We start from the raw sequence: 13,803 nt of genomic DNA, 5'->3' as shown, positions 1-13,803 counted from the left end.
TCGGCGGCCGGTTGCACGCCCCGGACATAGTGGCACACAACAGGCCTTAGCGGTTCCGACCAAGCCGTCCCACGTCGCCGAAAAACGACGACGGCCTTGGCGCCGGAAACTGTCGGTGGCCGGTTGTACGTTCTGGGCGTGGACACTCTCAACGCCACTGTGGCGCTCTTGAAGGAAATCACCGAGTCGGATGTTTTGAAGGAGGTCAATTCCTCGCTGGATACGTTGGGGGCCAAGGATTCCCTGGCTGCCGCGGTGGCGGCGTCGGAGGGGATCGCGCGGTTGGAGGCGGTCCGGTTCCGTGCGCTGGCGCAGCTGAGCAGTCATCGCGACGGTGCTGCCAGCGTGGCGCAGGAGGTGGCGTTCGAGTTGTCTATTGTAGACGGTCACGCTGCCGGGCTGGTGTCGACGGCTCAAGCATTGGCGACTCGGTTGCCGCGGACGCTGGGATTGCTCGACCAGGGGCAGGTGGGCGGTTACGGGGCGATGAAGGTCGCCACCGCCACGGCGTGGTTGTCGGATGAGGACGCTCGGGCGGTGGATGAGGTGCTGGAGGATCGGCTGCCGGGACGCAACTCCGAGCAGATCCGGAAGGCGGCGAATCACGCGGCGATGATGGCCGACCGTGATGGCGCCGCCCGGCGCGTGGAACGACACCGTGCCGGGCGTCGGTTGACGGTGCGGCAGGGCGAGACCGGGGTGGCCTCGATCGAGGTCGAAGACGGCCCGGTCGAGAAAGTCGCCGCCGCCTACACCCGCATCGACCGCGAAGCACGCACACTCAAGGCCGGCGGGGAGACCCGCACTCTGGATCAGTTGCGCGCGGATGTCGCGTTGGATCTCCTGCTCGGTGGCCAGGGTGGGAAGAGTGAACGGTCGGAGGTGTTCCTCTACATGGACCTCGACACCTACCTCGGGTTGAACGATCATCCCGCGGAGATGGCCGGGCACGGGCACATTCCGGCGTCGCTGGCCCGGCACATCGCGAGCGGCCCGAACACCGTGTTGCGGCGGATCATCACCGATCCGTTGTCCGGGCAGGTCCTCGACCTGGGCCGCCATCGCTACCGGCCGACCGCAGGCCTGGACGAGTTCGTGCGGGTGCGGGACCGAGAATGCCGAAGACCCGGCTGTCACCGTGTCGCCCAAGCGTGCGACCTCGACCATGCGCTGCCGTGGCAGCACGGAGGCCGTACCGCCGATACCGAACTGGTCGACCTGTGCCGCCGCGACCACCGGTTGAAAGACGAACCCGGCTGGAACTACCGGCTGACTTCTGACGGGACTCTCACCATCACCACGCCCACCGGGCGCAGTTACGACAGCACGCCACCTCCACTGCACGAACCCCGGACCGAATCACCATTCTGAGCCGTCGCCGAAAAACGGCAACAGCGCCGTATCCGTGATCGGCGCCGGCACGATTGCCGAAACGCGGCCATGGGCCGCGCGACCGAAACCCGAGAGGTCGATGTGACCGCGGTCGTCAGCCCCTCAGCGCGCCGCGCATGACGCCGTCGACCACCTTCCTGGCCAGCAGGATGAACAGCACGATGACCGGCAGTACACCGATCGTGGCCGCGGTGAGCATCAGCGAGTAGTCGGTGAAGTAGCCGCTGGCCAGCCTCGACAACGCCACCTGGACGGTCGGGTGCGCGTTGGGGTCGAGCACGACCAACGGCCAGAAGAAGTCGTTCCACGCCGTCATGAACGTCAGCATCGCGAGCACCGCGGCCTGGGGGCGGATGGCGGGCAGCGCGACGCTCCAGAACAGCCGCGCCGTCGAACAGCCGTCGACACGGCCGGCGTCGAGCAGTTCGCTCGGGATCGCTTCCTCGCAGGCCTGTCGCATCCAGAACACGCTGAAGGCGCCGACCAGCCCCGGCACGATCACCGCCTCCAGCCGCCCGTACCAGCCGAGTTCCCCGACCACCAGGTAGAGCGGGATGACCCCGAGCTGGGCGGGCACCATGGCGGTGCCGATCACGACCAGGAAGAGCGAGTCGCGGCCGGGGAACCGCAGTCGCGCGAAGGCGAATCCGGCCATGCTGGAGAGCAGGACGTTCGACACCGTCACCGTGCCCGCGACGATCAGCGAGTTCTGCATCGCCAGCCAGAAGTCGACGGTGTCGAAGACCCGGCCCACGTTCTCGACCAGGTTGCCGCCGGGCAGCAGCGGCGGGGTGGTCTCGCCGAGGGCGGAATTGTCCTTGGAGGAAACCACGAACGACCAGTACAGCGGGAAGATCGAAGCGATACCGACAGCGAGCAGCAGCCCGTACACGACGAATCCGGTCCTTTGCCTGGCCGCCACGCCTCACTCACCGCCCCGGATCCGGCGCACGAGCGAGAAGTTGACCAGCGCGAACCCTGCCGAGATCAGGAAGAGCAGCCACGCGATGGCCGCCGCGTAGCCGGCGTCGAACTCGCCGAACCCCTTCTCGTACAAGTACATGGCCAGCGTCTGGAACTGCCTGTCCGCACCACCTGTCCCGGCGGTGCCGGAATCGTCGAACAACTGCGGCTCGGCGAACAGCTGCAGCCCGCCGATGGTCGAGACGACGACGGTGAAGGCGATGGTCGGCCGGATAGCGGGCACGGTGATCGACCAGAAGGTCCGCCAGCGCGAGGCGCCGTCGAGCATGGCGGCGTCGTAGCGTTCCTGCGGCACGGACTGCATGGCCGCGAGGTAGAGCAGCGCGTTGTAGCCGGTCCAGCGCCACATCACCATCACGCTCACCGCGACGTGGGAGGCGAACCGGTCCGACCGCCAGTCCACCGGGTCGAGGCCCACCAGGCCCAGCACCCAGTTGACGAGGCCGTAGTCCTCGGCGAAGAGCTGGCTGAACACCAGCGCCACCGCGACCACCGAGACGACGTTGGGCAACAGCACGCCGGCCCGCCACAGGGTCCGCGCGCGCAACGGGCGGTCGAGCAGCGCGGCGAGCCCGAGCGCGCCCAGCAGCTGCGGGACGGTCGACAGCACGAAAATGCTGACGGTGTTGAAGAGCGCGTTGTAGAAGTGCGGGTCCTGGAGCAGGACGGCGAAGTTGCCGAGCCCGGCGAACCCGGCGTCGCCGTTGACCAGATGCCAATGGTGCAGCGCCACCCAGGCGGTGTAGAGCAGCGGGAAGAGACCGAAAACGCCGAACAGGACGTAGAACGGCGCTGTCATCAGGTATCCGGCGAGCCGCTCGCCCGTTCGCCTCAAACGGCGATCACCTTGACGCCGGTCCGGGTGATCTCGTCGGCCGTCCGCGGATCGATGCCGATGTCGGTGATCAGGGTGTCGACGTCATCGAGGTCGCCGAAGCGGGCGAAGTGGTCGTTGCCGACCTTGGTGTGATCGGCCAGCAGCACCGTCCGCCGCGCGGACGCGATGGCCGCGCGCTTCACCATCGCCTCGGCGGTGTCCGGCGTGGTGAGCCCGCGCTCGACGGAAAGTCCGTTGGCGCCGATGAAGGCGATGTCGACGTAGGTGTCCTTGAGGGCGTTGAGCGCCCAGCTGTCGACCGAGGCCATAGTGTGCCCGCGAAGCCGCCCGCCGACCAGCATCAGCGTGATGCCCGGCCGGTTGGCGAGAGCGAACGCGTTGGGCAGCGAAGGGGTGACCACGGTCAGTTCACGGTCGGCGGGGATGAGGTTCGCCAGCCGTCCCACGGTGGTGCCCCCGTCCAGCAGGATCGCCCCCTCGGCGGGGACCTGCTCCAGCGCGGCGAGGGCGATGCGGTCCTTTTCCGCGGTCATCACCGCGTCACGGGCGTCGAGGCCCGGCTCGACGCCCAGCCGTTCGACCGGGATCGCGCCGCCGTGCACCCGCCGCACCACACCGCTGCGTTCCAGCGCTGTCAGGTCACGGCGGACGGTCTCGCTGGTGATCTCGAAAGCGGCCGCGAGCGTCGCCACGTCGACACGGCCGTTCTGCCGGGCCTGCTTGAGAATGGCACGCTGCCGCTCTTCGGCGTACAACGCCTCACCTCCTGCCCTGGCGGTTGAGCGGTCATGGCGACAATAGTTGGTTTCTCGCCGGTCCGACAACGGAACCACCCCGAAACCGGGCCCCTTCTCCGGGGCTCTGTCCATTGAGGACACAGTGCCGGGTGGACTTTCGCCCGGCATTGCCCGAACCGCCGCCGGCGCTGCCCCTTCGAGCACTCCGGGAAAGTCCGGCGAACGGCGGATTTACAACGTTGTATCAACGATGTAAATCTGAGCGGACCGGGTCAGGAAAGGGGAAACCCCATGTCAGTCCCCCGCCGCAACTTCCTCAAGGCCACCGTCGCGACCGGGCTGGCCGTCGGGATCGGCACCCCAGCCGAAGCCGCGACCACCGCCGCCGCGCCGTACGTCGCCAACCGCGCACCGCTGTTGCCCGCTCCCCTGCTGCGGCTCCCGCCCGGCTCGGCGAGGGCCGGCGGCTGGCTGGCCACCCAGCTCCGCAAGCAGCTCGACGGGCTCAACGGCCGCTACCAGGAGGTGTCGCACTACCTCGCGTTCGACAACACCGGCTGGACGCGTCCCGCGCTGAAGGGCTGGGAGGAGGTGCCGTACTGGCTGCGCGGGTACGGCGACCTCGGCTACGTCACCGGCGACGCCCGCGTCCTCGCCGACACGCGCCGCTGGATCGACGCCGTGCTCGCCACCCAGGCCACGGACGGTTTCTTCGGACCGGCCGAACTGCGCACCCGGCAATCGGGCCACGCGGATCTGTGGCCGCACATGCCGATGCTGCACGCGCTGCGCTCCCACGAGGAGTACACAAAGGACACCCGGGTCGTCACGTTCCTCAGCCGGTATTTCCGGTTCATGGCGGCACAACCGACGTCCGTGTACACCGACGGCTGGGGCCACACCCGCTGGGCCGACACGATCGACGTCGTCTACTGGCTCTACAACCGCACCGGCGAGGCGTTTCTGCTGGACCTGGTCCGCACCATCCACCGGCACTCGGCGAACTGGGTGGACAACCTGCCGACCGGGCACAACGTCAACATCACCCAGGGGTTCCGCGAGCCGGGCCAGTTCTGGGTCCTCTCCGGTGATCCCGCGCACCGCGCGAGCGCCTACGCGAACTACGACCGGATCCAAGAGCGGTATGGCCAGTTCCCGGGCGGCGGTTTCGCCGGCGACGAGAACGTCCGGCCCGGTTACGACGATCCGAGGCAGGGCTTCGAAACCTGCGGGATCGTCGAGTACATGATGAGCCACGAGATCCTCGCCAGGACGACCGGCGACCCCGTCTGGGCCGACCGCGTCGAGGAACTCGCCTTCAACCTGCTTCCGGCCGCGCTGGACCCGGCCGGACGCGGCGTGCACTACGTGACGTCGGCGAACGGGATCCAGCTCGACAGGCAGCCGAAGACGTTGAGCCAGTTCGACAACGACTTCACCATGCAGGCGTACGAGCCGGGCATCGACAACTACCGCTGCTGCCCGCACAACTACGGGATGGGCTGGCCCTACTACGTCGAAGAGATGTGGCAGGCCACGGCGGGCGGCGGTCTCTGCGCGATGCTGTACGGCGCGTCCACGGTGACCGCGAAGGTCGCCGGTAGCACTTCGGTGACAGTCACCCAAGCCACCGCCTACCCGTTCTCGGACACCGTCACGTTCACCTTCTCACTGCCGAAGCCGACGGAGTTCCCTTTCCAGGTCAGGATTCCCGGCTGGTGCCCGGCACCGGCACTGTCGGTCAACGGCGGCTCGGTCGCGGTGAGCAGCGGCCCTCGCTACGAAACCGTCCGGCGGGTCTGGCGTACCGGCGACCGCGTCACCCTGCGGCTGCCGATGACCACGCGCACGCGGACCTGGGCGCGCAACCACAACTCCGTCTCGGTCGACCGCGGGCCGCTGACGTACTCCCTCAAGATCCAGGAGAACTGGACCCGGGTCGCGGGCGACGAGCGATGGCCGGTCCACGAGGTCCGGCCCGGATCGGCGTGGAACTACGGTCTGGTGCCGCGGGCCGCGTTCACGGTCGTCACGGCGGGCGGGAATCCGCTCGACCCGTTCACCCCGGCGAACAGCCCGGTCCGGCTCACCACCGACGCCCAGCGCATCGACGGATGGCAAGCGAGCGAGCAGGACGTGATCGACGAACTGGCCGACAGCCCGGTCGCCGTGACCACCCCTGTCCAGCGCGTGACCCTGATCCCGATGGGCGCCGCGCGGCTGCGGGTGACGTCGTTCCCGACGACCGGCGGTTCCCGGCCCTGGCGGTCCGGCTGGACCAGGATCGAGAACCGCAACTCCGGCAAACTCCTCGGCGTCGACCGGATGTCCACGGCGGACTCCGCACAGGTCGTCCAGTTCCACGACAACGGCACCGCGGACCACCTGTGGCGGCTGCTGGACAACGGGGACGGCTGGTTCCGCGTCAAGAACCGCAACTCCGGCAAGGTCCTCGGTGTCGACCGGATGTCGACGGCGAACTCGGCGCGGGTCGTGCAATTCGACGATAACGGCACCGCGGATCACCTGTGGCGGTTCCTGGACAACGGGGACGGCTGGTTCCGGCTCCAGAACCTCAACTCCGGCAAGGTTCTCGGCGTGGACCTGATGTCCACGGCGGACTCGGCGATCGTCGTCCAGTTCGACGACAACGGGACCCTCGACCACCTGTGGCGACTACTGGACTAGGGCGTGAAGGTGTCGGTGCCCCCACCACCTCATCCCCCGCTACTCCTTCGGGAGACTCCGGCTCGCCGCGTCCGCGATCTTCTGCACGATGAGCGGCTGGCCGTCCGGCGACTTCACCGTGGGATTGACCGAGTACGCCACGATCCTGGACAGGTCGCAGGTGGCGAAGATCCCGCTCGCGTAGCCGTAGCGGCTGCCGGTCTTCCCCCAGACGGTGATCCCGTTCAGGCTCAGCTTCATCAGGCCCTGGCTGTAGCTCGCCCGGCCGCCGCCGTCGAACATGGGCACATCCGGCACGGCGAACAGGCGCGGCATCACGGCGGGGCCGAGCAGCCGTCCCTGGAACAGGCCGGTGATGAACTTGTCGAGGTCCTCAGCCGTGGAGATGATCGCGCCGGCGGCGCCGGGGATCGACTGGTTCATCTCGGTGACGTCGATCCGTTTGTCGCCCACGTCCAGGTAGCCGCGCGCGGCCGGGTTCGGCAGGCGCGGGTCGTCCTCCGGATAGTAGGTGTGCCCGAGGCCGAGCGGAGCGGTGATGCGTTCACGCAGGTTGCGCGAGTACGACTTCCCCGTCACCTTCTCGACGAGCATCCCCGCCGTGACGTAGGCGGTGTTGGTGTACTTCTGCGCCGTACCGGGCTGGAAGTCGATCGGGTGGCGCAGCGCGGTGTCCACCACCCGGCGCGGGCTCCAGTGCTCGTAGCGGTGCGCGAGGATCCACTTCGGCTCGTAGAGACCGGGGATGTCCACCGACGGCAGGCCGGAGGTGTGGTCGAGCAGGGTGCGCACGGGGATCGGCGGATAGTCCGCCGGGAGCACCCCGGGGAGGTATCGCTGCACAGGCTGTTCGAGGTCGATCCGGTGTTCCTGCGCCAGCTGCAGCACCATGACGGCGGTGTAGACCTTGGTGGTGCTGCCGATCCGGAAGAACCCGTCCGGCCGGACGGGGGCATGGGTGCGGACGTCGGACTCCCCGGAGGTGCCGGACCAGGAACCCGAGTCGCCGGTGACCCGGACCAGCGCCCCCGTCGTGTCCTTGTCGGGCAGGTCCCTGATCGCCGCCGACAACGCGGCGGGATCGGGCCTTCCGAGGTCGGACGCCGCGGCGGCCGGCACCGAAGTGAGGACCGCCGCGGCGGCGACGAATGCTGTGACAATCGGTAGTTTCATGTCACACATGATGTCCGCGCCGGGCAGCGGGGACATCAGGGAAATACCCGGTCTTCGAAGATCAGGGTCACTCCACGGTGACCGACTTCGCCAGGTTCCGGGGCTTGTCGATGTCGTGGCCGAGGATCAGCGCGGCGTGGTAGGCCAGCAGCTGCAGCGGGATCGTGAGCAGGATCGGGTCGAGTTCCGGTTCCGAACGCGGGACCACGAACCGCGGCACGTCGAGATCGCCGAAGTCCACGTCGTCGTGGGTGATCGCCAGGACCTGTCCCTTGCGCGCCTTGATCTGCTGCATCGCGGCGAGGTTGCGGTCGGCGAGGTTGTCGGACGGCACGATCGCGACCGTCGGCAGCGCCTCGTCGATCAGCGCGAGCGGGCCGTGCTTGAGCTCCGAGGTCTGGTATGCCTCCGCGTGCCGGTACGAGATCTCCTTGAACTTCTGCGCACCCTCCCGCGCCACCGGGAAGCCCCGGACCCTGCCGATGAAGAACAGGCTTCGCGCGTCCGCGCAGATCTTGGCGTGCTCGGCGATCTGGGACTCCGCCTCGACGATGGTGGCGACCTGCCGGGGCAGGGCCCGGATCGCCGCGACGATACGCTGTCCGTCCGCATTGGACAGATCGCGGACGCGGCCCAGCGCCAGCGCGATCATCGCGAAGCCGACGGCCATGTTGGTGAGCGCCTTGGTCGAGGCGACGGCGATCTCCGGACCGGCGTGCAGGTACAGGCCGCCGTCGCAGGCCCGCGCGATCGTCGAGCCGACGACGTTGACGAGGCCGACCACCCGGCCGCCCTTGCGCTTGACCTCTTCGACGGCGAACGCGGTGTCCGCGGTCTCGCCGGACTGGCTGACCGCGATGTAGAGCGTGTCCGCCTCGATGATGGGGTTGCGGTAGCGGAACTCGGACGCGGCCTCCGCGTCGGCAGGGACCCGCGCCAGGTCCTCGATCATCGTCGCGCCGATCTGACCCGCGTAGTAGGCCGAGCCACAGCCGAGGATCTTCACCCTCGCGAAACCGCGCAGGTCACGGGGAGTCAGGTTCAGACCGTCCAAACGGGACACTCCGAACCGGTCGTCGAGACGGCCCCGGATCATGCGCTCCAGGCACTCGGGCTGCTCCTGGATCTCCTTGTACATGTAATGCCGGTGGCCACCGAGATCGAGGTCGTCGGCCTGGATGTCGATCTCGGTCGCGGCCTTGCCGGTGTCGCTCTCGTCGACGGTGAAGGTGCGGTAGCCCGTGGCCGAGACGCTGGCGAACTCGCCGTCGTCGAGGTGCACGACCTGCGAGGTGTGCCGGACCAGCGCCGACAGGTCGCTGGCCACGAACATCTCCCGGTCGCCGACGCCGATGATCAGCGGCGAACCGTTCCGCGCGACCACGACGCGGTCGGGGTGCTCGGTGTCGGTCACCGCGATCGCGTAGGTACCGGTGACGCGGGAAACAGCCTCGACGACAGCGTCTTCGAGCGTCTTCGCGCCCGACCTCGCGATGAGGTGGGCGAGCACCTCGGTGTCGGTCTCGGAGGTCAGCGTCACCCCGGCCTGGCCGAGCTGCTCGCGCAGGGCGTCGGCGTTGTCGATGATCCCGTTGTGCACCACGGAGATCCGGCCGTCCTCGGAGACGTGCGGATGGGCGTTCGCCTCGGTCGCCGGGCCGTGCGTCGCCCACCGCGTGTGCCCGATGCCGACCTTGCCCGCGAGCCGCTTGGGCAGGGCCGCCGTCAGGTTCCGCACGCGCCCCACGATCCGGTGCACCTGGGCGCCTTTGCCGCCCAGCACGGAGATCCCGGCCGAGTCGTAGCCGCGGTATTCCAGCCGCGTCAGCCCCTCGATCAGGATGGGGGCGGCGTTCTGTCCGCCGATGTAGCCGACGATTCCGCACATGACGAGTCAACCTCACAAAGAAAACGGACGGGGTACGCGAAGACCGGGCGTGTTCCGTCAGCCGTAGACGATGCGGCGCAGTTGCCGCTCGGACAGGTCGGGAGGCGCGACAAGGCGACGGCTCAGTTCTTCGGCGACGAGCGGGAAGATCTCGGGGTTCTTCCTGCCTTCGGTCTGCAACTGGGCGTGCCGCGACCGGACGTACTGCTCGACCGGCTGCCGGTAGAACGCCAGGACGTCCTCGACGACACGGGCGGCGATGGCCATCGACAGACCCGTCGACAAGGCCACCTGCTCGACGATGTCCGCGTCCTCCACTGGACCCATCATGCACATCGAGCCCCTGAAGCGCCAGTTCTTGCCCGAAATCGGGCAAGAACTGGCACTTTCGCGATCGCCCTCAGGCTCCGCACGCAAACCCAAACCCACTGGCAGAAGGTGTGCGGCAGCGAACAAACGAGGTGCTCCATCGGAGTGGCGGTACCGGCTCGTGCTATTGCGACTTCGATCCCGCGACCAGACTGGACGCATGGCAGGTCAGCCCCACTCGCACAGAGCAGCCCCTAGCGGCTCTGACCTCTCCGATCCCGCTCGGGCCGTAGTGCCACGACAGCTGCCACTGGCCGTTCGGGACTTCACCGGCCGAGCCGACCAAGTGACCGCCCTCGATGCGTTGCTCTCCGGCAACGGACCCGCGAGCGGCTTGGACGCGGTAGTGATCTCGGCCTTGGACGGGGCCGCCGGGATCGGCAAGACCACCTTGGCGGTCCACTGGGCACATCGGGTCCAGCACCGTTTCCCCGACGGGACCCTGTATGTCAACCTGCGCGGCTACGGCCCTGGTGAACCCTCGACCCCTGGCGAGGTCCTGGACGGCTTTCTCCGTGCTTTGGGCACGCCTCCCAGCCGCATGCCACAAGGCGTCGAGGCGCAGGCGGGTTTGTACCGTTCCTTACTGGCGGGCCGCCGAATCTTGATTCTGCTCGACAACGCCAACAGCGCGGACCAGGTACGCCCCCTCCTGCCGGCCACGGCCGGCTGCATGGCGATCGTGACCAGCCGGGACAGCCTCACCGGTTTGGTCGTCACCGAGTCGGCCACCCGCATCACCCTGGATCTCCTCAGCTCAGGCGAAGCGAGGGAACTGGTGACCGGGATCATCGGCCCGGATCGGGCCGCGGAAGAACCCGCCGCCGTCGCCGAATTGATCAGGCTCTGCGCCCGGCTGCCCTTGGCCCTGCGGATCGCCGCGAGCCGCTTGACCATCGACGAACATATCAAGGTCGCAGACGTCATCGGTGAACTGACCGAAGACGGCGAGCTACTCGACGCCTTGAGCAGCTCAGGGGACGAGCGCGCCGCCATCCGCGCGGTATTCGATTCGTCCTATCAGCGACTCACCACGGAACAGGCGAAGATATTCCGAAGACTGGGCCTTCATCCGGGTCCTGACCTGAGTCAGCACGCCGCCGCGGCTCTCGGTGGCCTCGACCTGAAGAACGCTCGCAGACTCCTCAAAGCTCTCGCGGCGACACATTTGATCGAACAGGTGGCCGCCCATCGCTATCGCTTCCATGATCTGCTTCGCGCCTATGCGGCCGAACAAGCCGATCTCCACGACGGCTTCGAAACATGCGACCTCGCCCTGGAGTCACTTCTCGACTGGTATGTGCGCACCGCCTATGCCTGCGACGCACTGGTCTTCCCGGCTCACACGAGGCTTCCGCTGCACGCTACGGCACCGTCACCGCCGCCACCGTTCGACGATCAACAAGGAGCGATGGCCTGGCTCATGGCTGAGGGTTTCAATTGCCTTGCCGTTCTGCGGTTCGCCGCGAACTCCGGGAGATACCCGCACAGCGTCTCCCTGGCGCACAACTGTCGCTTTCTCATTCTCCTCGGCAACCTCGGCGACTGGCTCGACGTCGGTGGCACAGGGCTGCGAGCCGCACAAAGGTCACAGGACAAGCTCGCCGAAACATATTTCCTCGTCGGACGCGCAGAGGCCTTCACGATGCTGAGACGCTGGGATGAGGCCTTGGCCGAGCTTGACAACGCCTTGCCGCTGACACGAATGTTGGAAGACAAGAGCAGGCTGTCGGTCGTCTTCAATGGCCTTGGCTGGCTTTGCAGCGAACGAGGACGATACGAACAGGCCCTCGATCACCTTTTCGAAGCGTTGCGCTGGGTTCGAAAAGGCGAACGGATGGAAGCCGTCATCGAAGGCAACATCGGGTGCGCGTACGGTGCCCTGCGACACTTTCCACAGGCCTTCGAGCACAGCGAACGCGGACTCGCCCTGCGTCGTCAAGTCGGCGACCACCTCGGTGAGGTCGGTTCGATGAACGCCATCGCCCAGCTTCACCAGGGGCTCGGTGACCACGACAAGACCATCGAACTTTGCCGCGCCGCCATCGCACAAGCCAGGGCGATTCGCGCTCCCCTCTCCATCGCGAACCCGTTGGACACGATGGCCGCCTCTCTTCGTGAGATGGGTAAACCCGTGGAGGCCATCGCGTGCTGGCGGGAAGCAATGACGCTCTTCGACAGCTACGGCAACAAACATCGCGCCGACCAAGCTCGAACTCAGATCAGCGCCACAGACTGATCAGTCGACTACTCGCGGGAGTCCCGGATCGCCGTCACCAGCCCGGTGGCCAGTTCCGCCCGCTCCACCATCGACCCCACCAGCAGGTACTCGTGATCCGCGTGCGCGCCTCCCCCGACAGCGCCCAGCCCGTCGAGGGTCGGGACGCCGATCGCGGCCGTGAGATTTCCGTCGCTCCCGCCGCCGACGGCCACACCGGTGACTCCGGGCAGCAGTCGTTCCGCGACGGCGAAGAGGTCCGCGGCGGCCGACTCGGGCATCGGCGGCCGGTGGATCCCGCCTCGCACCTCGATTTCCGCCCCGTCGAGACGCGGGGTGAGCGCGGCGAACCCGGCCTCGACGCGCTCCTTCTCCTCGGCGGACTCGACCCGGACGTCGACCACGACGGTCGCGGAGGCGGGCACGACGTTGCTCGCCGTTCCCGCCGAAGCGACGGTCGGGGTGACGGTCGTCCCGATTTCGGGCCTGCCGAGCGCGACGATGTCCAGCACCTGATGCGAGGCTTCGATCAGCGCGTTCACGCCGGCCTCCGGTTCGAGACCGGCGTGCGACGCCCGGCCGGTGATGACGACCTCGAAAGCGCCGCATCCCTTGCGGCCGATCTTGAGCCCGCCGCCGTCGGCCGCGCCTTCGAACACGAGCACCGTGCCGCACGCACGGGCGCGATCCTCGATGAGCGCCCGGGATTCGTGCGAGCCCGTCTCTTCGTCGGCAGTCACCAGGATCTCGACCCCGGTCGGGTCGCCGAGCGCCGCCAGGCCGTGGATCGCCTGCACCAACCCGCCGAGCATGTCGAACACTCCCGGCCCGGTCACCTTGCCGTCGGCCACCGCGAACGGGCGGCGGGCCAGCGTGCCGAGCGGGAACACGGTGTCGTGGTGCCCCAGGATCAGCACGCGCGGCTCACCACCGCCGGACCACCGGACGTGCGGCCCCGCCGCGCTCTCCACCAGGGTCGCCGTTCCGCCGAGGCGGGTTTCGAGGAGGGCGGCCACCGCCCGGGCCGACGTCGTCAGGGCTTCGATGTCACCCGACGGCGACTCGATCTCGACGAGCGTCCTGAGGTCTTCGATCATAGCGTCGACAGTCATACCGACACTTTCTCAGGCGGCCCCGACGGGCACGGCCTCGTCCTCGTTCAAGCGTTCGGTCTTGGTCCAACTGTTGCGGCGGGCCAGCACGCGGAACAGGGCCCGCCAGGTCGCGATCACGCCGAGCACCAGGAATCCCGGATAGAGAAGCCCCGCGAGCAGACATCGATGCAGCGGTTCCTCGCCGAGCCGCAGCCGGTGCACGACGGCCCACACCAGACCGGGCACCAGCAGCACGGCCACGCCGATCAAGGCCGCGCCCGGCAACGCCGACGGCGGCGCGATCAGCCCCCCCCCCCCCAATGCCACTTACTTAGCATTTTCGCAGGTAAGCGGGGGCGCTGGAGGCGGTTCCAGGCAGCTTCGGGCACGGATTGTGACGATCGGTGGTGTGTCGTAGCGAA

Annotated in this window: 11 protein-coding genes; 3 read left to right on the top strand and 8 right to left on the bottom strand. The window is 68.0% G+C overall.

Annotation, left to right across the window (positions count from 1 at the left end; all coding sequences use genetic code 11):
• Nucleotides 1-159 precede the first annotated feature (159 nt).
• Complete coding sequence (locus ACFOSH_RS05495; RefSeq protein WP_378237571.1) at nt 160-1,371, top strand: HNH endonuclease signature motif containing protein; 1,212 nt, start codon at nt 160-162, stop codon at nt 1,369-1,371.
• Between the two features lie 115 nt (nt 1,372-1,486).
• Here the strand turns inward: ACFOSH_RS05495 and ACFOSH_RS05490 are convergent, their stop codons facing one another.
• Genes ACFOSH_RS05490 through ACFOSH_RS05480 form a run of 3 tightly spaced genes read right to left on the bottom strand, consistent with a single transcriptional unit; the run spans nt 1,487 to nt 3,969 of the window.
• The gene (locus tag ACFOSH_RS05490) at nt 1,487-2,314 is read right to left on the bottom strand and encodes a carbohydrate ABC transporter permease (protein ID WP_378237570.1); all 828 of its coding nucleotides are present in this window, start codon (nt 2,312-2,314) and stop codon (nt 1,487-1,489) included.
• A 3-nt stretch (nt 2,315-2,317) separates the two neighbouring features.
• On the bottom strand, nt 2,318-3,211 hold the full coding sequence (locus ACFOSH_RS05485) for a carbohydrate ABC transporter permease (protein ID WP_378237569.1): 894 nt from the start codon (nt 3,209-3,211) through the stop codon (nt 2,318-2,320).
• The gene (locus tag ACFOSH_RS05480; RefSeq protein WP_378237568.1) at nt 3,208-3,969 is read right to left on the bottom strand and encodes a DeoR/GlpR family DNA-binding transcription regulator; all 762 of its coding nucleotides are present in this window, start codon (nt 3,967-3,969) and stop codon (nt 3,208-3,210) included. The genes ACFOSH_RS05485 and ACFOSH_RS05480 overlap by 4 nt, the downstream gene beginning before the upstream one ends.
• Nucleotides 3,970-4,242: 273 nt before the next feature.
• On the opposite strand from ACFOSH_RS05480, the gene ACFOSH_RS05475 reads away from it, so the two are divergent.
• A complete protein-coding gene (locus tag ACFOSH_RS05475; protein WP_378237567.1) occupies nt 4,243-6,639 on the top strand; it encodes a beta-L-arabinofuranosidase domain-containing protein in 2,397 nt (798 codons plus the stop codon).
• A gap of 39 nt (nt 6,640-6,678) precedes the next feature.
• Here ACFOSH_RS05475 and ACFOSH_RS05470 read toward each other — a convergent pair whose 3' ends face one another.
• The 3 genes from ACFOSH_RS05470 to ACFOSH_RS05460 all read right to left on the bottom strand — a co-directional run bounded on the left by ACFOSH_RS05470 (nt 6,679) and on the right by ACFOSH_RS05460 (nt 10,030).
• Nucleotides 6,679-7,812, bottom strand: coding sequence for a serine hydrolase domain-containing protein (locus ACFOSH_RS05470; protein ID WP_378237566.1), 1,134 nt, complete (start codon nt 7,810-7,812; stop codon nt 6,679-6,681).
• A 67-nt stretch (nt 7,813-7,879) separates the two neighbouring features.
• Nucleotides 7,880-9,700, bottom strand: a complete 1,821-nt coding sequence (gene glmS / locus ACFOSH_RS05465) for a glutamine--fructose-6-phosphate transaminase (isomerizing) (protein ID WP_378237564.1) — start codon at nt 9,698-9,700, stop codon at nt 7,880-7,882.
• A 57-nt stretch (nt 9,701-9,757) separates the two neighbouring features.
• The gene (locus ACFOSH_RS05460; protein WP_378237563.1) at nt 9,758-10,030 is read right to left on the bottom strand and encodes a hypothetical protein; all 273 of its coding nucleotides are present in this window, start codon (nt 10,028-10,030) and stop codon (nt 9,758-9,760) included.
• Nucleotides 10,031-10,355: 325 nt separating this feature from the next.
• Between ACFOSH_RS05460 and ACFOSH_RS05455 the strand changes: the two genes are divergently transcribed.
• Entirely contained in the window at nt 10,356-12,308 is a 1,953-nt protein-coding gene (locus tag ACFOSH_RS05455; RefSeq protein ID WP_378237562.1) for an ATP-binding protein, read from the top strand.
• 8 nt (nt 12,309-12,316) lie between these two features.
• Here the strand turns inward: ACFOSH_RS05455 and ACFOSH_RS05450 are convergent, their stop codons facing one another.
• Together ACFOSH_RS05450 and ACFOSH_RS05445 are read right to left on the bottom strand one after the other, a co-directional pair.
• A complete protein-coding gene (locus ACFOSH_RS05450; RefSeq protein ID WP_378237561.1) occupies nt 12,317-13,399 on the bottom strand; it encodes a M20 family metallopeptidase in 1,083 nt (360 codons plus the stop codon).
• A gap of 12 nt (nt 13,400-13,411) precedes the next feature.
• A complete protein-coding gene (locus ACFOSH_RS05445; protein WP_378237560.1) occupies nt 13,412-13,708 on the bottom strand; it encodes a hypothetical protein in 297 nt (98 codons plus the stop codon).
• Nucleotides 13,709-13,803 lie beyond the last annotated feature (95 nt).

It is taken from the genome of Amycolatopsis speibonae (assembly GCF_042647925.1).
Classification (GTDB): domain Bacteria; phylum Actinomycetota; class Actinomycetes; order Mycobacteriales; family Pseudonocardiaceae; genus Amycolatopsis; species Amycolatopsis speibonae.
The sequence above is the reverse complement of the archived record's forward strand: the minus strand, read 5'-3'. Positions and strand labels throughout refer to the sequence as shown.

Bases quoted from the DNA above. Each gene is read 5' to 3' on its own strand.
- ACFOSH_RS05470 (WP_378237566.1), bottom strand. From the start codon at position 7,812: ATGAAACTACCGATTGTCACAGCATTCGTCGCCGCCGCGGCGGTCCTC.
- ACFOSH_RS05475 (WP_378237567.1), top strand. From the start codon at position 4,243: ATGTCAGTCCCCCGCCGCAACTTCCTCAAGGCCACCGTCGCGACCGGG.
- glmS (WP_378237564.1), bottom strand. From the start codon at position 9,700: ATGTGCGGAATCGTCGGCTACATCGGCGGACAGAACGCCGCCCCCATC.
- ACFOSH_RS05450 (WP_378237561.1), bottom strand. From the start codon at position 13,399: ATGACTGTCGACGCTATGATCGAAGACCTCAGGACGCTCGTCGAGATC.
- ACFOSH_RS05460 (WP_378237563.1), bottom strand. From the start codon at position 10,030: ATGATGGGTCCAGTGGAGGACGCGGACATCGTCGAGCAGGTGGCCTTG.